The organism is Acidovorax sp. GW101-11A03 (assembly GCF_059424825.1).
On record NZ_JBWKZU010000029.1, the window covers coordinates 29,884 to 50,433 of the forward strand.

Annotated in this window: 23 protein-coding genes; 11 read left to right on the forward strand and 12 right to left on the reverse strand. The window is 65.3% G+C overall.

Going from position 1 to position 20,550, the window contains the following annotated elements:
• Positions 1-91 precede the first annotated feature (91 nt).
• Positions 92-1,015 (forward strand): MurR/RpiR family transcriptional regulator, encoded by a 924-nt coding sequence (locus AC07Z7_RS13620; RefSeq protein WP_494766547.1) that lies wholly within the window; start codon positions 92-94, stop codon positions 1,013-1,015.
• Between the two features lie 125 nt (positions 1,016-1,140).
• Here the strand turns inward: AC07Z7_RS13620 and AC07Z7_RS13625 are convergent, their stop codons facing one another.
• The 6 genes from AC07Z7_RS13625 to AC07Z7_RS13650 form a co-directional block, all read right to left on the reverse strand.
• Positions 1,141-1,878: an amino acid ABC transporter ATP-binding protein gene (locus AC07Z7_RS13625; RefSeq protein WP_462388434.1), complete on the reverse strand. Its 738-nt coding sequence runs from the start codon at positions 1,876-1,878 to the stop codon at positions 1,141-1,143.
• A 40-nt stretch (positions 1,879-1,918) separates the two neighbouring features.
• Positions 1,919-2,584, reverse strand: a complete 666-nt coding sequence (locus AC07Z7_RS13630) for an amino acid ABC transporter permease (protein ID WP_094288755.1) — start codon at positions 2,582-2,584, stop codon at positions 1,919-1,921.
• Between the two features lies 1 nt (position 2,585).
• Positions 2,586-3,344 carry an amino acid ABC transporter permease gene (locus tag AC07Z7_RS13635; RefSeq protein WP_094288757.1) on the reverse strand — a complete coding sequence of 253 codons (759 nt, stop codon included), beginning with the start codon at positions 3,342-3,344 and terminating at the stop codon, positions 2,586-2,588.
• 111 nt (positions 3,345-3,455) lie between these two features.
• Positions 3,456-4,355, reverse strand: coding sequence for a transporter substrate-binding domain-containing protein (locus tag AC07Z7_RS13640; RefSeq protein WP_252659165.1), 900 nt, complete (start codon positions 4,353-4,355; stop codon positions 3,456-3,458).
• 119 nt (positions 4,356-4,474) lie between these two features.
• A complete protein-coding gene (locus AC07Z7_RS13645) occupies positions 4,475-5,374 on the reverse strand; it encodes an amino acid ABC transporter substrate-binding protein (RefSeq protein ID WP_094288761.1) in 900 nt (299 codons plus the stop codon).
• 178 nt (positions 5,375-5,552) lie between these two features.
• Positions 5,553-6,485: a LysR family transcriptional regulator gene (locus tag AC07Z7_RS13650; RefSeq protein ID WP_094288763.1), complete on the reverse strand. Its 933-nt coding sequence runs from the start codon at positions 6,483-6,485 to the stop codon at positions 5,553-5,555.
• A gap of 282 nt (positions 6,486-6,767) precedes the next feature.
• Between AC07Z7_RS13650 and AC07Z7_RS13655 the strand changes: the two genes are divergently transcribed.
• Genes AC07Z7_RS13655 through AC07Z7_RS13665 form a run of 3 tightly spaced genes read left to right on the forward strand, consistent with a single transcriptional unit; the run spans position 6,768 to position 9,701 of the window.
• Entirely contained in the window at positions 6,768-7,316 is a 549-nt protein-coding gene (locus tag AC07Z7_RS13655; RefSeq protein WP_252659164.1) for a TRAP transporter small permease, read from the forward strand.
• Complete coding sequence (locus tag AC07Z7_RS13660; protein WP_494766548.1) at positions 7,313-8,611, forward strand: TRAP transporter large permease; 1,299 nt, start codon at positions 7,313-7,315, stop codon at positions 8,609-8,611. The genes AC07Z7_RS13655 and AC07Z7_RS13660 overlap by 4 nt, the downstream gene beginning before the upstream one ends.
• A gap of 52 nt (positions 8,612-8,663) precedes the next feature.
• Complete coding sequence (locus tag AC07Z7_RS13665) at positions 8,664-9,701, forward strand: DctP family TRAP transporter solute-binding subunit (RefSeq protein WP_494766549.1); 1,038 nt, start codon at positions 8,664-8,666, stop codon at positions 9,699-9,701.
• 94 nt (positions 9,702-9,795) lie between these two features.
• Here AC07Z7_RS13665 and AC07Z7_RS13670 read toward each other — a convergent pair whose 3' ends face one another.
• The 3 genes from AC07Z7_RS13670 to AC07Z7_RS13680 form a co-directional block, all read right to left on the reverse strand.
• Positions 9,796-10,140 (reverse strand): nucleotide pyrophosphohydrolase, encoded by a 345-nt coding sequence (locus AC07Z7_RS13670; protein ID WP_494766550.1) that lies wholly within the window; start codon positions 10,138-10,140, stop codon positions 9,796-9,798.
• Between the two features lie 68 nt (positions 10,141-10,208).
• Complete coding sequence (locus AC07Z7_RS13675) at positions 10,209-11,141, reverse strand: 2-hydroxyacid dehydrogenase (RefSeq protein ID WP_494766551.1); 933 nt, start codon at positions 11,139-11,141, stop codon at positions 10,209-10,211.
• A gap of 45 nt (positions 11,142-11,186) precedes the next feature.
• Positions 11,187-13,037: an ABCB family ABC transporter ATP-binding protein/permease gene (locus tag AC07Z7_RS13680; RefSeq protein ID WP_494766552.1), complete on the reverse strand. Its 1,851-nt coding sequence runs from the start codon at positions 13,035-13,037 to the stop codon at positions 11,187-11,189.
• Positions 13,038-13,165: 128 nt separating this feature from the next.
• On the opposite strand from AC07Z7_RS13680, the gene AC07Z7_RS13685 reads away from it, so the two are divergent.
• Complete coding sequence (locus tag AC07Z7_RS13685) at positions 13,166-13,588, forward strand: acyl-CoA thioesterase (RefSeq protein WP_015012492.1); 423 nt, start codon at positions 13,166-13,168, stop codon at positions 13,586-13,588.
• 66 nt (positions 13,589-13,654) lie between these two features.
• On the opposite strand, the gene AC07Z7_RS13690 is transcribed toward AC07Z7_RS13685, so the two are convergent.
• The gene (locus tag AC07Z7_RS13690) at positions 13,655-14,230 is read right to left on the reverse strand and encodes a bactofilin family protein (RefSeq protein WP_094288777.1); all 576 of its coding nucleotides are present in this window, start codon (positions 14,228-14,230) and stop codon (positions 13,655-13,657) included.
• A gap of 187 nt (positions 14,231-14,417) precedes the next feature.
• On the opposite strand from AC07Z7_RS13690, the gene AC07Z7_RS13695 reads away from it, so the two are divergent.
• Together AC07Z7_RS13695 and AC07Z7_RS13700 are read left to right on the forward strand one after the other, a co-directional pair.
• Positions 14,418-14,855, forward strand: a complete 438-nt coding sequence (locus AC07Z7_RS13695) for a MerR family DNA-binding transcriptional regulator (protein WP_494766553.1) — start codon at positions 14,418-14,420, stop codon at positions 14,853-14,855.
• 14 nt (positions 14,856-14,869) lie between these two features.
• A complete protein-coding gene (locus AC07Z7_RS13700) occupies positions 14,870-15,337 on the forward strand; it encodes a PaaI family thioesterase (RefSeq protein WP_494766554.1) in 468 nt (155 codons plus the stop codon).
• A 2-nt stretch (positions 15,338-15,339) separates the two neighbouring features.
• Here AC07Z7_RS13700 and AC07Z7_RS13705 read toward each other — a convergent pair whose 3' ends face one another.
• Together AC07Z7_RS13705 and AC07Z7_RS13710 are read right to left on the reverse strand one after the other, a co-directional pair.
• Positions 15,340-15,825: a thioesterase family protein gene (locus tag AC07Z7_RS13705; RefSeq protein ID WP_094288783.1), complete on the reverse strand. Its 486-nt coding sequence runs from the start codon at positions 15,823-15,825 to the stop codon at positions 15,340-15,342.
• A 108-nt stretch (positions 15,826-15,933) separates the two neighbouring features.
• The gene (locus AC07Z7_RS13710) at positions 15,934-16,731 is read right to left on the reverse strand and encodes a crotonase/enoyl-CoA hydratase family protein (RefSeq protein ID WP_094288785.1); all 798 of its coding nucleotides are present in this window, start codon (positions 16,729-16,731) and stop codon (positions 15,934-15,936) included.
• Positions 16,732-16,923: 192 nt separating this feature from the next.
• On the opposite strand from AC07Z7_RS13710, the gene AC07Z7_RS13715 reads away from it, so the two are divergent.
• Genes AC07Z7_RS13715 through AC07Z7_RS13730 form a run of 4 tightly spaced genes read left to right on the forward strand, consistent with a single transcriptional unit; the run spans position 16,924 to position 20,545 of the window.
• Positions 16,924-17,799 (forward strand): branched-chain amino acid ABC transporter permease, encoded by an 876-nt coding sequence (locus tag AC07Z7_RS13715; RefSeq protein ID WP_094288787.1) that lies wholly within the window; start codon positions 16,924-16,926, stop codon positions 17,797-17,799.
• Positions 17,800-17,808: 9 nt separating this feature from the next.
• A complete protein-coding gene (locus tag AC07Z7_RS13720) occupies positions 17,809-18,885 on the forward strand; it encodes a branched-chain amino acid ABC transporter permease (RefSeq protein WP_094288789.1) in 1,077 nt (358 codons plus the stop codon).
• Positions 18,886-18,890: 5 nt separating this feature from the next.
• The gene (locus AC07Z7_RS13725; RefSeq protein ID WP_252659156.1) at positions 18,891-19,730 is read left to right on the forward strand and encodes an ABC transporter ATP-binding protein; all 840 of its coding nucleotides are present in this window, start codon (positions 18,891-18,893) and stop codon (positions 19,728-19,730) included.
• Positions 19,727-20,545, forward strand: a complete 819-nt coding sequence (locus AC07Z7_RS13730; RefSeq protein WP_494766555.1) for an ABC transporter ATP-binding protein — start codon at positions 19,727-19,729, stop codon at positions 20,543-20,545. Before AC07Z7_RS13725 ends, AC07Z7_RS13730 begins: the two co-directional genes overlap by 4 nt.
• Positions 20,546-20,550: the final 5 nt, after the last annotated feature.

Genomic DNA, 20,550 nt, shown 5'->3' on the forward strand with positions numbered 1-20,550 from the left:
TGGGTCACACCCCGGGCCGGGGCACAATTTGCGCCGCAGTGTTGCACGCGTTTCGGCTGTTTGCAATACATTTTTCATAAATGAGACATAAATGAAATCGTCATTGCAATCATCCACCGCACTGCTGACCGAGCGCCTGGCCCGCCAGGGCAGCGAACTCACCGCCAGCGAGCGCGCCCTGGCCGAGGCGCTGGGGCGCGACTACCCGCACGCGCTGCTGGAGTCGGCCACCGCGCTGGCGGCGCGCACCGGCACCAGCGCATCCACCGTGGTGCGGCTGTTTGCCAAGCTGGGCTACGCGAGTTATGCCGAGGCTCAGCGCGAGGCGCGGGGCGAGGTCACGGCGCTGCTGCAAACCGCCGGGCAGCGGGCGCCCGTCACCATCGGCACCGAACGCAGCCTGCAGCAATGTGTGGACGACGCCCTGCTGCACGACCAGCACAACATCACCGCCACACGCGACGGGCTGGACATGGCGGCATTCGAGGCCATCGTGGCGCGCATCGCGCAGAGCCGGGGACGCGTCTTTGTGCTCGCGCAGATCAACAGCGCCCCCGTGGCCGCCTGGCTGGCGCTGCACCTGAACATGTGCCGCCCCGGCGTACACGAGCTGGGCGCGGGCGCCGTGGCCGCCACCGACCAGTTGCTGTGGATCCAGCCCGAAGACACGCTGCTGGTCTTCAGCATCCGGCGTTATGCCAGCGGGCCGGTGAAGGTGGCCCAGCGGTTTCGCGACGCGGGGGCGCAGGTGCTGGCCATCATCGACAGCAACGCCGCGCCACTGGCGGCCCTGGCCCACCACCGCGTGCAGGTGCGCATCTCCAATGCCTCGCCTTTCGACTCGTACACCGCCGCATTTTTTGTGTGCAATGCCCTGGTGTCGGCCGTGGCCCAGCTGCGGCACGAGGCCGTATCTGAGGCCCTGAAACGGCGCGATGACCTGTGGAAGGACGTGGAAGCCCAGCTCATCGTGGAAGGCCACCCGCCAGCAGGGCGGCGGGGGAGCAAGCGCTAACTGGAGCCCCCCCCCGCTGGACCGCCCCACGTTTTCGGGCGTTCCTGTGCCCATGAAAAAAGCGCTCCGAGGAGCGCTTTTCTTTGTTCCAACCCCGAGGCTGGGAGGCCCGGGGCGACGCACCATCAATGCGCCAGGATCTTGTTGAGAAAGTCTTTGGTACGGGGCTGGCGTGCATCGGGGTTGTTGAAGAACTCCTCCTTGGAGCAGTCTTCCAGGATCTTGCCGCCCACGTCCATGAAGATCACGCGATTGCTCACCTTACGGGCAAAGCCCATTTCGTGGGTCACGCACATCATGGTCATGCCTTCATTGGCCAGGCCCACCATCACGTCCAGCACTTCGCCGACCATTTCTGGGTCGAGCGCGGATGTGGGTTCGTCGAACAGCATCACGATGGGGTCCATCGACAGCGCACGGGCAATGGCCACGCGCTGCTGCTGACCACCCGAGAGCTGGCCGGGGAACTTGTCCTTGTGGGCAATCAGGCCCACGCGCTCCAGCATCTTCAGGCCGCGCTTCTTGGCATCGTCCGCACTGCGGCCCAGCACCTTGATCTGCGCGATCGTCAGGTTGTCCGTCACCGACAGGTGGGGGAACAGCTCGAAGTGCTGGAACACCATGCCCACGCGGCTGCGCAGCTTGGGCAGGTTGGTGCTGGGGTCGTGCAGCTTCACGCCGTCCACCGTGATCTCGCCCTTCTGGAAGGGTTCGAGCGCATTGATGGTCTTGATGAGCGTGGACTTGCCCGAGCCCGAGGGGCCGCACACCACCACCACTTCGCCCTTGTTGATGGTGGCCGAGCACTCGTTGAGCACCTGCACGGGGCCATACCACTTGGATACGTTCTTGAGTTCGATCATTTCTTTTTCCTCAATCCAATCTCTTTTGCACCAGCGTCGATCAGCGGATGATCGCGATCTTCTGGTGCAGGCGCTTGACCATCCAGGACAGCGCATAGCACATCACGAAGTACAGGACGGCGGCAGCCAGGTAGGCCTCGATGGGGCGGCCGAAGTTCTTGCCCGCCACCTCAAAGCCCTTGAGCATGTCGTAGGCACCGATGGCATACACCAGCGACGTGTCCTGGAACAGGATGATGGTCTGCGTGAGCAGCACCGGCAGCATGTTGCGGAACGCCTGAGGCAGCACCACCAGCTTCATGTTCTGGCCGTAGGTCATCCCGAGCGCCTGGCCGGCATACACCTGGCCGCGTGGGATGGACTGGATGCCGGCGCGCATGATTTCGCTGAAATACGCGGCTTCGAACGCAATGAAGGTGATGACCGCCGACACCTCGGCGCCGATGGGGCGGCCGATGATCGCAGGCACCAGCAGGAAGAACCACAGGATCACCATCACCAGCGGAATGGAGCGCATGCCGTTGACATAGATGGTGGCAGGCACATCCAGCCACTTCTTGCCCGACAGACGCATCAGCGCCAGCAGGGTGCCGAAGAACACGCCACCAATGGTGGCGATCACCGTGAGCATCAGGCTGAAGTACAGCCCCTTGAGCACGAAGTTGGAGATCAGGTCCCAGTTGTAGAAGGAGAAGTCGAGATTCATATCAGTGTCCTCCCCCTGCCGCACCAGCCACCACCATGCCCGGGATGCGCACGCGCTTCTCGACGAACGCCATGATCCGGTTGATGGCGAAAGCCGAGAGGATGTACAGCGTGGTCACGGCGAGGTAGACCTCGATGCCGCGCGAGGTTTCTTCCTGGGCCTGCATGGCGAACATGGTGAGTTCGGCCACCGACACGGCGAACGCCACGGACGAGTTCTTGAAGATGTTCATCGTCTCGCTGGTCAGCGGCGGGATGATGATGCGAAACGCCATGGGCAGCAGCACGTAGCGGTAGGTCTGGAAGGTGGTGAACCCCATGGCCATGCCCGCGTAGCGCTGGCCGCGCGGCAGGGCCTGGATACCCGAGCGCACCTGCTCGGCGATACGCGCCGAGGTGAAGAAGCCCAGGGCCAGCACCACCAGTGCAAAGCCGGGCACGCCCTTCATCACAGGAAACAGGCTCGGGATGACGTGGTACCAGAGGAAGATCTGGACCAGCAGCGGAATATTGCGAAACAGCTCGACCCAGGCATTGCCCAGCCGAACGATCATGGGCCGGTCCTGCAAGGTGCGCAGCGTACCGATCAATGAGCCCAACACAAGCGCCAGCACCAGGGCCAGCAACGAAACAGACACCGTCCAGCCCCAGGCCGACAGCATCCAGTCCAGGTAGGTGATGTCGCCGCCCTTGCCAAAGCAGCTCTGCACAACTTCCCGGTCCATGGTGTCCTGGCAGAACACCTGCCAATCCCAACTCATAGGAGCACCCCTTTAATTCTTGGTATTGCGCCGGGCCAGGCGCGTGGCGCCCGGTCCAACAAAAAAGCCCCTTCAAACCGGCTGGCCGAAGGGGCACAAGCGTTGCGAAGATTACTTCTTGGCGTAGTCTTCCATGGGCTTGTCGTTAGGGGCAGCCCAGGCAGCCTTCGTAGCGTCGGAGATGGGCAGGCCGATCTTGGTGTTGGTCGGCGGCACGGGTTGCATGAACCACTTGTCGTACAGCTTGGCCAGCGAACCGTCGGCGATCTGGCGCTTGATGGAGTCGTCCACAGCCTTCTTGAAGGCGGGGTCGTCCTTGCGCAGCATGCAGGCGATGGGTTCCACGTTCAGGACTTCACCCACGATCTTGTAATCGGCAGGGTTCTTGGACTTGGAGATGTTGGCGGCCAGGATGGAGCCGTCCATCACGAAGGCGTCGGCACGGCCGGTTTCCAGCATCAGGAAGCTGTCGGCGTGGTCCTTGCCGAACACTTCCTTGAAGTCCACGCCGCCAGCGCGCTCGTGCTTGCGCAGCGTTTGCACCGAGGTGGTGCCCGTGGTGGTGGCCACGGTCTTGCCGTTCAGGTCCTTGATGGACGTGATGCCCGAGTTGGCCTTGGCGGCAATGCGCACTTCTTCCACGTAAGTGGTCACAGCGAACGCCACATCCTTCTGGCGGGCAGCGTTGTTGGTGGTGGAGCCACACTCCAGGTCCACGGTGCCGTTAGTCACCAGGGGGATGCGGTTCTGCGAGGTCACGGGCTGGTACTTGACTTCCAGCTTGGCCAGGCCCAGGGCCTTCTGGATGTCGGCCAGGACGATTTCACCCATTTCGGTGTGGAAGCCCACGTACTTGCCGTTGCCCAGCGTGTAGGAAAGACCCGAAGACTCGCGCACACCCAGCGTCACGCTGCCAGAAGCCTTGATCTTGGCCAGGGTGTCGGTGGCTTGAGCGAACGCGCTGCCTGCGGCCAGGGCGGTCACAGCAATCGCGAGCAAATGTTTCTTCATAGGGATCTCCTTGTGTTGAAAACAGAAAAAAGGGAGGAATTCTAGAGACTGGCCGCAACCCGTCCGGGCTGCAAGCCCAAACGTCTAGAAATGGGGGAGGACTTACCCGAAGATGTTAGTCAGAACGGGACCTGATCGGTAGGGTACTTCCAGAAGTCACGCAACAGGTAACTGACTGGCAGGTTCAGCACCGTGTTGTTGGGCGGGATGGGTTTGTTGAACCACTTGTCATATATGGGGTAGATGTCGCGGCTGGTGATCAGACGGCGCATTTCCTCGTCCACCAGTTTCTTGAACTCGGGGTCGTTCTTGGGCAGCATGATGGCCAGCGGCTCGGTGGTCATGAAGCGGCCCACCACCTTGAGCGCCTTGGGATCGGGCCGGCCGGCGGCCAAGCCATACAGGAGCACATCGTCCATCACAAAGGCATCGGCCTCGCCTTTTTCGACCATCTCTACGGCCTTGGCATGGTCGGGGGCTTCCACGATGGTGATGCCCATCAGGCGCTCGCGGTTGGCCTGGTCGGCCGCCTTGAGGGGGGTGGTGCCCTTGGTGGACACCAGTTTCTTGCCGTTGAGGTCTTCCACCTTGTCGATGGGGCTGGCGGACTTCACCAGCAGCCGTGCGCCGGTGATGAAGTGGGGAATGGTGAACGCCACCTTCTGGCGCCGCTCGGCGTTGTTGGTGGTGGAGCCACATTCCATGTCGGCCTTGCCCTGCTCGATCATGGTGATGCGGTTGGCGGGCGTGACGGCCACGAACTCCACTTCCATGTCTTTCTTGCCGGTCTTCTTGCGCACCACGTCGGCCAGGCGCAAGCACAGGTCCACGGCATAACCCACGGGCTTGCCCGACTGGGAATCGATGTACGAGAACGGCACCGACGACTCCCGGTGGGCAATCACCAGCTTGCCGCCCGCACTCACGCGCTCCAGCACCGTCGCCGCCTGCACGGACGCCGCCAGCAGGCAGCCCAGGGCAACCAGGCCCTTAGCGAATCTCCAGTGCTGAACTTTCATACGACGTCCCGTTAAAAGAAAGGAATCGGCTTTGCAATGTTCGTGCCATCGTGGCAGTTGCAGGCATGTGTTGTTGCCACCGACCCAGCGATGGCGCGAACTGTACGTGTCGTTACTATGAAACTCCAATGCCGTTTGCGGGCGCAACTATGCAAAGTGTTTATATCCGTATTTACCCTTAGCATGACCCGGCCTGGGCCTGGAGGTAGGTCCAGAGCGCCTGGGCCGTGCCCTTGGGGGCTTCCTTGCCCCCCGGTTTCTCGCGGTAGGCCCGCACGTCCATGGTCATCTGCAGGCCCTCGGCTTCGGAGGGCGCCGCGCTGACCAGGCGGCGCGAGCGCAGTTCTTTCTTCACGGCGCTGTGCGGCAAAAAGGCCACGCCGTGGCCTTCAAGCGCCATGGCCTTGAGGCCCTCGGCCATGTCGGTCTCGTACACCCGCTCCAGGTGGATGGGCGTGCCCGACTGCTTGAGGATGAGTTCCGTGACCCGCCCCAGGTAGGCGCCGGGCGCGTAGCCCAGGTAAGGCAGCGGCTGGCCCGCGCGGCCCGGCAGGCGGTGCACGGGCTGGCCGTCGGCGTCGGCCTTGCTGTAGGGTGAGATCACCTCCTGCCCCAGACTCACCATCTCGTAGCGGTCGGCATCGAGCTGAAAGGGCTGGGAGGGGTGGTGGTAGGCGATGAGCAGGTCGCAGCCGCCTTCCACCAGGCGCATCACGGCATCGTGCACGTTCAGCGCAATCAGCCGGCTCTTGAACGGACCGAACTTGTCGGCCAGGCTGGACACCCAGGCCGGGAAGAAGGTGAACGCCAGCGTGTGCGGCACGGCGAACTCGATCATGTCCTTGCCCGCGCTGGTGTGCGCACGCAGCATGGCGCGGGTGTTCTGCAGCGCCTGCAACATTTCCAGCGCCTGGTCATACAGGGTTTTGCCAGCGGGCGTGAGGCGGGTGGGGTAGGAGCTGCGGTCCACCAGATCGGTGCCCGCCCAGGCTTCGAGCGCCTGGATGCGCCGCGAGAACGCGGGCTGGGTCACATGCCGCAACTGGGCAGAGCGGCTGAAGCTGCGCGTTTCCGCAAGACTGACGAAATCTTCAAGCCACTTGGTTTCCATCGGCGCATTATCCGCGCGCAGGCTGCGCCCTGCTGGCGCCCGGCATGAGGGTTTCTACAGATCATGCGCGGAGCGGGCCTGCATGGTGTGCCACCTGCACGCCCCCGGCCGGGTCCAGCGGCATCGTTTGCCGCACTGCACCAATGCTGTGCATGCTTAGCAGGCAACGCATAATGCGCTGCGCGCCCACCCCGCCGCTCCATCGGTCAACGCCCAGGTGCACAACACTGCCGGGCCACAAGATCGGCATCCGCCCCGTGTGTTTTCTGACTCCCCGCGTCCATGTCCACCTCCACTCCCGATGGGCGGCCCGCTGCGCCCACAGCGCCAGCGGCTGCTGACGCCCCCCGATCCCTGCGCCTGGAAGACTGGCTCATCGTCCTGACGATGGCCGCCCTGGCACTCATCACCTTCGTCAATGTGGTGGTGCGCTATTTCACCGATGCATCGTTTGCCTGGACCGAGGAGATCTCGGTGTTCCTGATGATCGTGCTGGCCCTGGTGGGCGGCTCGGCGGCAGTGGCGCGGCAGCTGCACATCCGCATCGAGTTCTATGCCGATGGCGGCTCGGAGCGTCGGCGCCAGGTGCTGGCGCAGTTCGGCGCACTCATGGTCGCACTGCTGTTTGGGCTGATCACGGTGCTGAGCGTGCGCGTGGTGTGGGACGACTACCGGTTTGAAGAAACCTCCCCCGGCATCGGCGTGCCACAGTGGTGGTATTCCGTCTGGCTGCCGGTGCTGTGCGCGCTGACCACGGCCCGGGCACTGCAACTGTGGGCACGCCTGCGGCGTACAGCGGCCCCCTCAGCTGCCACGGAGGCACGCACATGATCGCCACACTGCTGTTTGTGGCCTTCCTGGGCATGATGTTTCTGGGCGTGCCGATTGGCGCCGCCCTGGGCCTGGCGGGCGCTGCCGCCATTGCGCTGGCCAATGCCGAGACCCCCTGGTTCGGCCTGCTGGCCGTGCCGCAGAACTTCTATGCCGGGCTTGGCAAATACCCGCTGCTGGCCATCCCCATGTTTGTGCTCGTGGGCTCGATCTTTGACCGCTCGGGCGTGGCGCTGCGGCTGGTGAATTTTGCGGTGTCCATCGTCGGGCGCGGCCCGGGCATGCTGCCGCTGGTGGCGATTGCGGTGGCCATGTTTCTGGGCGGCATCTCGGGCTCGGGCCCGGCCACTGCCGCCGCCGTGGGCGGGGTCATGATTGTGGCCATGGCGCGCGCAGGCTACCCCGCCGCCTACTCGGCCAGCGTGGTGGCGGGTGCAGCGGCCACCGACATCCTCATCCCGCCCTCGGTGGCCTTCATCGTGTATTCGGTGCTGGTGCCCGGCGCCTCGGTGCCCGCGCTGTTTGCGGCCGGCATGTTCCCCGGGGTGCTGGCGGGCATTGCCCTGATCGTCCCGGCCGTGTGGCTGGCGCGGCGCCACAAGATGGGTGGCGCCGAAGCCGACATGCCGCGCCCGCCGTTCTGGCGCAGCCTGCGCGAGGCCTCCTGGGGCCTGGCAGCGCCGGTGGTGATCCTGGGCGGCATGCGCGCAGGCTGGTTCACGCCCACCGAGGCCGCCGTCGTCGCGGTGTTCTACGGCCTGTTTGTGGGCATGGTGGTGCACCGCACGATCCAGGTGCGCGACCTGTTCGCCATCCTGCGCGAGGCCGGGGAACTCTCGGCCGTGATCCTGGTGGTGGTCTCGCTGGCGGGCATCTTTGCGTTCTCGCTGTCCACGCTGGGCGTGATTGACCCCGTCACCCGCGCCATCGTGCAGTCGGGCCTGAGCGAGCAAGGCGTGCTGGGCGCGCTGATTGTGGTGCTGCTCGTCGCGGGCATGTTCCTCGACGGCATCTCCATCTTCCTGATCTTCGTGCCCCTGCTCATGCCCATCATGCAGTACTACCAGTGGGACGTGGTGTGGTTCGGCGTGGTGCTGACGCTCACGGTGGCGATTGGCCAGTTCACGCCCCCCATGGCCGTGAACCTCATGGTGTCCAGCAAGATTGCGGGCGTGCGCATGGAGCAGACCACCCGCTGGGTCGTGTGGTTTGTACTGGCCATGACCCTGGCCATGCTGCTGGTCGTCGTGTTCCCGCAGATCGCGCTCTGGCTGCCCCAGCGCCTGGGCTACTGATTTCCTCTCATCGCATACCCATTCAACCAACCATCCAACAAGGAGACAACCCATGAAACTGCGCACCTTCCTCACCTCGGCCGTGGCCGCTGCGGCCGCCCTGGCCTTCACCGCGCCTGCTGCCATCGCGCAAACGGCCTACAAGAGCGAATACCGCATGTCGCTGGTGCTGGGCACCGCCTTCCCCTGGGGCAAGGGCGGCGAGCTGTGGGCCAACAAGGTGCGCGAGCGCACCCAGGGCCGCATCAACATCAAGCTGTACCCCGGTGTCTCGCTGATCCAGGGCGACCAGACGCGCGAGTTCAGCGCGCTGCGCCAGGGCGTGATCGACATGGCCGTGGGCTCCACCATCAACTGGTCGCCCCAGGTCAAGCAGCTCAACCTGTTCTCGCTGCCCTTCCTGTTCCCCGACTACGCCGCCGTGGACGCCGTGACGCAGGGCGACGTGGGCAAGAGCATCTTCGCCACGCTGGACAAGGCCGGCGTGGTGCCCCTGGCCTGGGGCGAGAACGGCTACCGCGAAATCTCCAACTCCAAGAAGGCGATCAAGACCCCTGAAGACCTCAAGGGCCTGAAGATCCGCGTGGTGGGCTCGCCCCTGTTCCTGGACACCTTCACCGCGCTGGGCGCCAACCCCACGCAGATGAGCTGGGCCGACGCACAGCCCGCCTTTGCCAGTGGCGCGGTGGACGGGCAAGAGAACCCCCTGTCCATTTTCACTGCCGCCAAGCTGCACAGCGTGGCGCAAAAGAACATCACGCTGTGGGGCTACGTGAACGACCCGCTGATCTTTGTGGTGAACAAGGAAATCTGGAACAGCTGGACGCCCGCCGACCGCGAGATCGTCAAGCAGGCCGCCATCGACGCAGGCAAGGAAGAAATCGCCATCGCCCGCAAGGGCGTTATCGAGGCCGACAAGCCTCTGCTCAAGGACATCGGCGCCCTGGGCGTGACCGTGACCCAGCTCTCCCCCGCCGAACGCGCCGCTTTTGTGAAGGCCACCCGCCCCGTCTATGACAAGTGGAAGGGCCAGATCGGCGCCGACCTGGTGAACATGGCCGAGAAGGCGATTGCGGCGCGCAAGCAGTAAAAGAAAGCCAACGCCCGCCGACCCCGCGCCGTCAGCGATTTGACGGCACTATACAAACAATAGCTGCCAGCGCTTGTCCATCAGGCGCAGGCGGCTATTTTTGCTTTAAATCGCCTTCCGGCACGGGGTGTTTGACCGCGTTCTTGCGCAGCTTGTTCTCCACCGCCTGGGCCAGGTCCACGCCTGCGTGGTCGGCAATCTGCAGCAGGTAGAGCAGCACATCGGCCACCTCGTCGGCAATGGGCTCCTTGAGGGCCGGATCGCCTGCCACCGCGAGCGACTGCTCGGGCGTCATCCACTGGAAGATCTCAGCCAGCTCGGCCGCCTCCACCATCAGCGCCATGGCCAGGTTCTTGGGCGTGTGGAACGGCTGCCAGTGGCGCTCGGCCGCAAAGGCACGCAGCCGGGCTTGCAATGCGTCGAGATCGACAGCGGACATCAAAACTCCTGATTTGATAGCTAAAAACGCTTACCCATCGCGCGCAAGCGGCCTTTTTTATACAAATTTCAGAGCGGCGACACCGGCGCCTCACCCGCCAGATGGCGGCGAGCATTCTCCAGGAAGCGGTCCACCGAGGCCTGCACCGCCTCGGGCGACCAGCCCGCCACATGGGGCGTGAGCACCACGTTGTCCAGCCCGATCAGCTCGGCCGGGGGCGCGGGCTCGCTCTCGTACACGTCCAGCCCCGCAGCGGCGATGCGGCCTTCGCGCAGCGCGGCGGCCAGGGCGGCTGTGTCGATCACGCTGCCCCGGGCGATGTTGACCACCACGCCGCGCGGGCCGAGCGCGCTCAGCACGGCGGCGTTCACCAGGTGCTGCGTGCCCGCGCCGCCGGGCGTGGCAACAACGAGGAAATCCGCCCAGTCGGCCAGCGCAGTCACGTCGGCAAAGTAGCGGTGGGGCACATCGGTGCGCGCGGTGCGGTTGTGGTAGCCCACCTGCATCTCGAAACCCAGCGCCCGCTGCGCGATCTTCTTGCCGATGGTGCCCAGGCCGATGATGCCCAGGCGCTTGTGCGACACATTGGGCGGCAGCGGCAACGCCGTGCGCCACACGCCCTGGCGCGTGAGCTGGTCCAGCCGGGGGATGCCACGCACGGCGGCAATCAGCAGGCCCAGGGCGTGGTCAGCCACGCAGTCGTCGTTGGTGCCCGCACCGGTCGCCACCACAATGCCGCGCGCCTTGGCGTGCGCCACCGCAATGTTCTCGTAGCCCGCGCCCAGGGCGCAGACGAGGCTGATGTTCGGCAAGGCATCGATCTGCGCGGCAGACAGGCCCGTGGCGCCGATGGTCAGCACCACCGTGATGCGCGCGCCGTGCTCGGCGATGGCGACAGCGGCCTGCGCCGCATCGGGCGCGTAGACCAGTTCGAACGACTGCGCCATCTGGGCGCGGTGTTCTTCGGACAGGAACATGAGGGCAAGCAGGACAGGCTTCATGGCACGAGGAAAAGTCGGAAAGAAAGAGAGGGAAACGTAAGGCGTTCAGGCGCTGGGGTCACTTTGTTGCAGCGTCCACATGTCGGCGTAGCGCCCGCGCTGAGCCAGCAGCTGCGCGTGCGTGCCGCGTTCGATGATGCGGCCCGCGTCCATGACCAGGATTTCGTGCGCGTCCACCACCGTGGACAGGCGGTGGGCAATCACCAGCGTGGTCTTGTTCTGCGCCACGCCCTGCAGCTCGGCCTGGATGGCGCGCTCGTTGGCCGAGTCCAGCGCACTGGTGGCCTCGTCAAAAATCAGGATGGGCGGGTTCTTGAGCAAGGTGCGCGCAATCGCCACGCGCTGCTTCTCACCGCCCGAGAGCTTGAGCCCCCGCTCGCCCACCATGGTGGCGTAGCCCTTGGGCGTGCTGGCAATGAAGTCGTGGATGCGTGCGGCGCGGGCGGCGGCTTCGATCTCTTCCTGCGTGGCGCCAGGGCGGCCGTAGGCAATGTTGTAGGCCACGGTGTCGTTGAACAGCACGGTGTCCTGCGGCACGATGCCAATCGCCTGCCGCACGCTGGCCTGCGTCACACTGCGGATCTCCTGCCCCGCAATGGTGATGCGGCCCTGCTGGATGTCATAAAAGCGGAACAGCAGCCGCGCCAGCGTGCTCTTGCCCGAGCCCGAGGGCCCGACCACCGCCACCGTCTTGCCCGCAGGGATCTCGAAGCTGATGCCTTGCAGGATGGTGCGCCCGCCAGTGCTTATAACGCCAGGATCGTAGGCAAACACCACGTCCTCAAAGCGCACGGTGGGCTGGTCCAGCCCTGCCAGCGGCTGGGCGCCGGGGGCATCGGCCACCTCGCGCTCCTTATCCATCAGCGTGAACATCTTGTCCAGGTCGGTGAGGCTCTGCTTGATCTCGCGGTAGATCACGCCCAGGAAGTTGAGCGGGATGTAGAGCTGGATCATGAAAGCGTTGACCATGACCAGATCGCCCAGCGTCATGCGGCCATCGACCACGCCCTGCGTGGCGCGCCAGAGCATGGCCACCAGGCCCACCGCAATGATGAGCTGCTGGCCGGTGTTGAGCATGGACAGCGTCGTCTGGCTCTTCAGGCGCGCGCGGCGCAGGCGCTCCAGGCTTTCGTCGTAGCGGCGGGCCTCGAAGCCTTCGTTGTTGAAGTACTTCACCGTCTCGTAGTTGAGCAGCGAGTCCACGGCCTTGGAGTGCGCGGCCGAGTCAAACTCGTTGGCCTCGCGGCGGAATTTTGTCCGCCACTCGGTCACCAGCACCGTGAAGAGGATGTACAGCGCCAGCGCCGCCAGCGTGATCCACGCAAACCAGGCGTCGAACTTGATGGCCAGCACCGACAGCACCAGCACCACCTCGACCAGTGTGGCCACCACGTTGAACAGGGTGAAGGAGATCAGCGACTCGATGCCGCGCACGCCGCGCTCGATATCGCGCGTCATGCCGCCGGTCTGGCGCTCCAGGTGAAACCGCAGGCTCAGGGCGTGCAGGTGCTCGAAGGTCTGCAGCGCAATCGAGCGCGCCGCGCCCTGGGTGGCCTTGGCAAACACCAGCTCGCGCAGCTCCGTGAACAGCGAGGTGGACAGCCGCAGCGCGCCGTAGGCCAGCAGCAGCCCCACGGGCACCACCAGCAAGGCGGCCGGGTCGCCGGGCTGGATGCTCATGGCATCGACCAGCGTCTTGAGCAGGATGGGCACGCCCACGTTGGCGAACTTGGCGCCCACCATGAAGACGATGGCGGCGATCACGCGCCACTTGTATTGCCACAGGTAGGGCAGCAGCCGGTGCAGGGTGGCCCAGTCGGACGGGGCGGGCGGGGTGCCAGCGGCGGGGGCCATGGCACCGGCAGCGGTGGGGGCAGTTTCGCCGTGGTGGCGCATGGGGGACAATTCCGGTTGTTGTTTTTTCCGACCTGGCTGATGCCCAGGTGGTTTTTCTCGGGGCGCAAGGCCTGGTGAAACCACCGGTTTCCCCAAGGATTGCCTCAGCCCCAACCGAGATTGTGCCCATGTCTGCCGTTTTCAGCCCACCACCCGCCGCATTGCCCACCGACAAGGAACTGGTGCTCAAGGTCATCCCCATGCCCGCCGACACCAACGGCAATGGCGACATCTTTGGCGGATGGGTGATGGCGCAGGTGGACCTGGCGGGATCCGTGCTGCCCGCCCGCTACATCCAAGGCCGCATGGCCACGGTGGCGGTCAATGAATTCATCTTCAAGCAGCCCGTGCGCGTGGGCGACATCCTGTCGTTCTTCTCGGCCATCACGCGCGTGGGCAACACCTCGGTCACCGTGGAGGTGGAGGTGTATGCCGAACGCTTTTCTGCCCAGGGGCAGTATGTGAAAGTGACCGAAGCACGCCTGACCTACGTGGCCATCGACCACCAGGGCCGCCCGCGCCCGGTGCCCAAGCACAACGCACCGGCCTGAGCACAGCGCGTTCGCGTGACGGCGCCGCAGTGACGCGCCGCTCGCGGCGGCGCGCAGATTCGGGCGTCAGGCCGCCAGTGCGGTGGCCGGTTCGGTGCGCAAAGGCCCGGCCCCGCGCTGCAGATGGCTGCTGCCGGAGGAAGACGATGACGATGAGGCCGAGAACCCCGCCTCGATCTCGCCCGCCAGCTGGCCGCCCTCTTCCACCACCAGCTTGCCGTAGCGGATCTTGCCGTTGACCTTGCCCGAGCTGTAGATCACGAGCTTCTGGCGCACGGTGAGTGTGCCGTTGAACTCGCCGTGGATCTCGGCAATATCGATCTCGGCGGAGCCCTTGAAGGCCCCGTTTTCCGAGATCTGGATCACGCGCGAATCCATTGTGGCCTCGACGGTGCCCTCGACCACCAGGGTGTCGCAGTCGGTGATCTCCACGCCCTTGAGCTTGATGTTGGGGCCCACCGTAAGCTTGCTGCCCGAGCTGTCGCTGGCGCTGCTGGGCTTGGGGGCTGCCGGTGCGGTCGGCTGCGCCGACACTGCACTGTTCACCCCACTGCCGCCCAACACGGAGCCTGAAGTGGTGCTGCTGCGGGGTTGGAACGACTCGGGTTCACGCTTGCCAAAGAAGGGGTTTTGCACGGCCATCAGATCTCCTTGAAAAGAGGCCATGCTAGGTTTCGCATCCAGTGAAAGATGCCCCTGTTACGCAAGAACGGTAACCAAACGGTTCGGTCGTTGCATGCGCTTGCAGGGCTTGCAAGACCACACAGCGTGACACCCCCTGTCACCTGCGCAAGCCTCGCGCAGCGCGAAGCTTGCTAGTCTGCCACCCATGCAGATATCCGAACTCGCTCGACTCACCGGCGTGACCGTGCATGCGCTGCGCCACTACGAACGCGCCGGGCTGCTGCGCCCAGAACGCCTGCCCAATGGCTACCGCCACTATGCACCCTCGGCGCGGCGCGAGGTGGTGTTCATTGCCATGTCGCGCGCACTCGGGTTTGGCGTGCCGCAGATCCGCAGCCATCTGCTCGCTTGGCGGCGTGGCCGCATCGGCCCCGGTGGCCTGGCCGATGCGGTGCAGGCCCGTACCAACGACATCCAGGCGCAGATCGCGGCGTTGCAGGCCCAGCACCAGCAGGCGCTGGACCATGTGCAGTGGCTGCGCGCCCGCCAGGCAGAGCAGGAAACACGCCAGCACCCTGCTGCCAACGGCACCCCGCCGCGTGCGCCCTGGCCCCGGGTGCGCCGCGCCCCCACCCCACCTTAACAAGGAGACCGCCCATGACCCCCGACACGTCCACGGCCGACACCCCCGGCACCCTGCCCGCCCTGCAGCGCCTGCAGGCGGCCGTGCTGGCCATGCCCATGGCGCGCACCCTGGGACTGCGCTTCGTGCACACAGCGCCGGGCGCCGTGACGCTGGAGATGCCCATCCTGGAATCGTTCTGCTTTCGCCCCGGCCAGCTGCAGGCCACGGCCGTGTATGCGCTGGGCGACTTCGCCGCCGTGGCCGCCGCAGGTAGCCTGCTGCCGCCCGGCTGGGCCAACGCCACGGTGGATGGCACCGTCAAGCTGTTTGCCCCGGCGCGCGGCGCCTGCCTGCGCGCGCGGGGCCGCGTGGTGGACGCGGGCAGGCTGCTGAGCATCTGCGCCGCCGACGTGCTCGCAGTGGACGCATCGGGCACCGAGACGCTGTGCGCCACCTGGCTGGGCACGGCGCGCAACCTGGAGCCGCGGCCGGTCCCTTGAGATCAGGAAACGATGTAGGCCGCCGCCCCGGCCGACATGATCTGCCCATCGGGCCCCAGAAACTCCATGCGCGTGGTGGCCACGCGCGAGCCCAGACGCAGCACCTGGGCGCGCAGCTCGAAGTGGCTGCCAATGCCGGGGCGCAGGTAGTCAATGCGCAGGTCGATGGTGCCCAGCTTGGCAAAGCGGTGCAGGCGCTGCTCGGGCGGCTCGTCCAGGTGTTTGGCGCCAATCGCGGCCATCACGGCCAGACCGCCCATGGCGTCAAGCCCCGCGCTGATCACACCGCCATGGATGCGGTTGTAGGCATAGTGGCCCACCAGGTCGGGCTTCATGTCGATGCGCCCCACCACGCCATCGGGCGCCAGCGACGTGATCTTGAGGCCCAGCACCTGGTTGAAAACAATCTTCTCTTCAAAGATGGACTTGAGCCCGGCGATGAAGGCGGGCTCGAAGGCTTGCGGGGCGGGGGGCGCGGATTTGCTCATGGGTCTCCTGGGATGGATGTGGTGCAAGGAACAAGGGGCACGGCCCTGAATGCTCCTGATTTTGTAGCTATCAGCGCATGATGGACAGGCGCAAACGGCCATTTTTATCTAAAACTTGCCGTGGCGCCCTTCCCCGGTGGCAAACCGGGTGGCCCCGCGCAGCGCTTCGGCCAGGCATTCGCGCCCACCGGCCCACTCCTGCAGCAGCGCCTGCTGCAGAGGCAAACCCTCGCCCGCCAGCGCACTCGCACGGTCGGCGCGCAGCGTGGCCTGCGGAAAGGCGGTCAGCGTGTGTGCCAGCGCCAGGGCCGCCTGCAGCGCCTGGCCCGCAGGCACCACGCGGTTGCACAGGCCCATGCGCAAAGCCTCGTCGGCCTCGACCTTGCGGCCGGTCAGGATCAGGTCCAGCGCGTGCGACAGGCCCACCAGGCGCGGCAGCCGCACAGTGCCGCCGTCGATCAGGGGCACGCCAAAACGGCGGCAGAACACGCCCATGTACGCGTCCTCGGCCATCACACGCAGGTCGCACCACAGCGCCAGCTCCATGCCGCCCGCCACCGCCGCACCTTCTATCGCAGCGATCACAGGCTTGGTCAGCTGCAAGCGGCTCGGGCCCATCGGCCCCGGCGGGTGGACCGCATCGGGGGCGAAATCGAGCGATTGCGCCAGCGCCTCGGGCGCCACACCGTCGGCCAGCAAACGCGCACCCGACTGCAGATCCCAGCCCGCGCAGAAATGCCCGCCTGCTCCGTGGAACACGGCCACGTCTGCCTGCGCGTCCTGGTCGAACGCGACAAATGCGGCGTGCAAGGCCCGCGCCGTGTTTGCGTCCACCGCATTGCGCACATCGGGCCTGCGCAGTGTCACCAGCGTGACACGGCCTTGCGTTTCCACCTCTACGGACATGGGGCTCTCCTGTGGGCGGGTTGTGTGCACCCGACGTAACTCCTATTGCGCGGGGGTTGGTGCTGGGTCAATATCCGCCGCTACCCGATCACGCCCCCCATCAGGGTTAGCCCCGAGTGCGGTGGGCAGCGGTCGCAGGCAGCATTATTTATGCAAAGCAACCGCTTTGTAAAAATCTTCTGGAGAGCCAGGGTGCAATTTGTGCAACTGTTGATCAGCGGTGTCTCCCAGGGGTGCATCTACGGGCTGATCGCGCTGGGTTTTGTCCTCATCTACAAAGCCACCGAAACCGTGAGTTTTGCGCAGGGCGAACTCATGATGCTCGGCGCCTTCTGCGGCCTGGCGCTGATGACCGTGCTGGGCTTTCCCTTCTGGGTGGCGGTGCTGGCCAGCGTGGTGGCCATGGGGCTGTTCGGGGTGCTGGTCGAGCGCGCGGTGATCCGCCCCATCCTTGGCCAGCCTGCGTTCTCCATCGTCATGCTCACCATCGGCATCGGCTATGTGATGCGCGGCCTGGTCACCATGATCCCCAACATCGGCACCGACACGCACACGCTGCCCGTGCCCTACAAGGACCAGTCCCTGCGGCTGGGCGAGCTGGTGGTCAGCGCCGAGCAGCTGGTGGTGATCGGCGCCACGGGCGTGCTGTGCGTGCTGCTGTTTGCGATGTTCCGCTACAGCAAGCTGGGCATTGCGATGCAGGCCGCATCGCAAAACCAGCTGGCGGCCTACTACATGGGCATCCCGGTGCAGCGGCTCAACGGCCTGGCCTGGGGGCTGGCAGCCGTGGTGGCGGCGGTGGCGGGGCTGCTGCTGGCACCCATCACATTTGTGCACGCCAACATGGGTTTCATCGGGCTCAAGGCGTTTCCGGCCGCCGTGGTGGGGGGCTTCGGCAGCCTGCCGGGCGCCATCGTCGGTGGGCTGGTGATTGGCATCGTCGAATCGCTGTCAGGCTTTTACCTGCCCGACGGTTTCAAGGACACGGCGGCGTACATCGTGGTGCTCATCATGCTGATGGTCAAACCGAACGGACTGTTCGGTGAAAAGCTCCGTAAAAAGGTCTGAAAGACAAGCATGCGTTTCATCTTCAAGACCTCGTACGCGCAAGACATCCGCCTGGCCAAACACGGCGGCCACGTGTTCTGGTACAGCCTGTTGGGCCTGGCGCTGGTCGCCGCGCCCTGGGTCGCGCCCGAGTACTGGCTGGCGCAGCTCACCTTTGTGCTTATCTACTCCATCGTGGGCCTGGGGCTGATGCTGCTGGCGGGTTTCACGGGGCTGTTCTCGCTCGGGCACGCGGCCTTTCTGGGCGTGGGGGCGTACACGCAGGCCGTGCTCACGGGCATGGGCTGGCCGTTTGCGCTGTCGCTGGCCTGCGCGGCAGGGCTGTCGGCCGCCGTGGGCGTGGTGGTGGGCCTGCCCGCGCTGCGCGTCAAGGGCATCTACCTGGGCATGGCCACGCTGTCGTTTGGCTTCATCGTCGAAGAGGTGTTTGCGCGCTGGGAGTCGGTGACGGGCGGCAATTCCGGCAAGCACCTGGTGCCACCGCAGATCGGCGGCTATGCGTTCGAGACCACGGAGTCGTTCTACTTCTTGTGCCTCGTCATCACCGTGGTCTGCACGCTGGCCATCCTGAACCTGCTGCGTTCGCCCACAGGGCGCGCGTTTGTCGCCATCCGCGATTCAGAGATATCGGCGCAGAGCATGGGCATCCACCTCGCGCGCTACAAGACGCTGTCGTTCTCGCTGTCGGCCGCGCTGGCGGGCATCGGCGGCGCACTGTATGCCCACAAGCTGCAGTTCATCTCGCCCGACCAGTTCAACATCCTGCAGTCCATCGACCTGCTGCTCATGATCGTGATTGGCGGCCTGGGCTCGGTGCACGGGGCGTTCCTGGGCGCGATCTTCCTGATCTCGATGCCGCAGCTCATCTCGCTCAGCAAGGATTGGCTGCCCGCTGCCATCGGCCAGGCGCCTGGGCTGCAAGCGGTTGTGTATGGCGCGGTGCTCATTGCCTTTGTGCTGTTCGAGCCCATGGGCCTGTACGGCCGCTGGCTCAAGGTGCGCACCTGGCTGCAGATGTTCCCGTTCTACCGCCAGGGCATGTTCAAGCGGCAGAAGTCCTTTCAAAAATCCGACAGGTTGAAATGACTGCGATGACCAACGAAGTCCTGCTTTCGGCCCAGAATCTCAGCGTACGCTTTGGCGGTGTGCTGGCCGTCAACAACGTGAGCTTTGACGTGCGGCGTGGCGAGGTGTTCACCCTCATCGGCCCCAACGGCGCGGGCAAGACCACGGTGTTCAACCTCATCAGCCGCATCTACACGCCCACCACCGGCACCATTGCCTATGCAGGCCCGGGCGGCGCCATGCTGCCGCTGACCGACCAGCCCCCCCACAAGGTGGCCAGCCTGGGCATTGCGCGCACCTTCCAGAACATCGAGCTGTTTGAACACGCGAGCGTTTTGCACAACCTGCTGATTGGCCGCCACACGCAGCAGCACAGCAGCCTGTGGGCCGAGATGTTCTTCACCCGCAAGGTGCGCGAAGGGGAAATCCTGGCGCGCGAAAAGGCCGAGCAGATCATCGACTTTCTCGACCTGCAGCACTACCGCGACACCATGGTGGCGGGCCTGCCCTACGGCGTGCGCAAGGTGGTGGAGCTGGCCCGCGCGCTGTGCACCGAGCCAAAGCTGCTGCTGCTCGACGAGCCTTCGTCTGGACTGAACGTGGAGGAGACCGACGACATGGCCTTCTGGATCCAGGACATCCAGCATGAACTGGGCATCACGGTGCTGATGGTGGAACACGACATGTCGCTGGTCTCCAAGGTGTCTGACCGCGTGCTGGCCATGAACCAGGGCGAGGTGGTGGCCATGGGCACACCGCGCGAAGTGCAGACACACCCTGGCGTGGTGGAAGCCTACCTGGGCACGATCGACGATGTGAGCAATCTGCGCCGCCCGGCAGGTTCCAGCATGGGAGTCCGCACATGAGCGCCGTGCTGGCCGCAACCACCCCGTCCGCTGTGGCCGCAGCGGACCAGCCCCTGCTGCGCCTGCAGAACGTGGAGAGCGCCTACGGTCCCATCAAGGCCATCCGGGGCGTGAGCCTGCAGGTGCGGCGCGGCGAGATCGCCGCCGTGCTGGGCAGCAACGGCGCGGGCAAGACCACCATCCTCAAGACCATCAGCGGCATCATCGACCCGCGCAAGGGCTCCATCGAGTTCCAGGGCACCGACATCACCGCCAACGACCCGGCCGCCATCGTACGCCGGGGCCTGATGCATGTGCCTGAGGGGCGCGAGGTGTTCCCCCTGCTCTCGGTGCGCGACAACCTGCTCATGGGTGCCTACACACGCGCCGACAAGGATGGCGTGGCGCGCGACATCGAAACCGTGTTCGGCTACTTCCCCATCCTGAAGGAACGCGCCGCGCAGGACGCGGGCCTGCTCTCGGGCGGGCAGCAGCAGATGCTGGCCATCTCGCGCGCGCTCATGGCTGCGCCCGAGCTGATCCTGCTGGACGAGCCCAGCCTGGGCCTCAGTCCGAAGCTCACCAAGGAGATCTTCGAGATCGTGGTGCGCATCAACCGCGAGCGCGGTACCACCATCCTGCTGGTGGAGCAGAACGCCAATATGGCGCTCAACGCATCGGACTACGGCTATGTGCTGGAGAACGGCCGCATCGTGATGGAAGACAGCTGCGAGCGCTTGCGCGAGAAGGACGACATCAAGGAGTTCTACCTCGGCATGAAGGATGAAGGCGTGCGCGGTGAGCGCAGGTGGAAAAAGAAGAAAACATGGCGATGAGGACA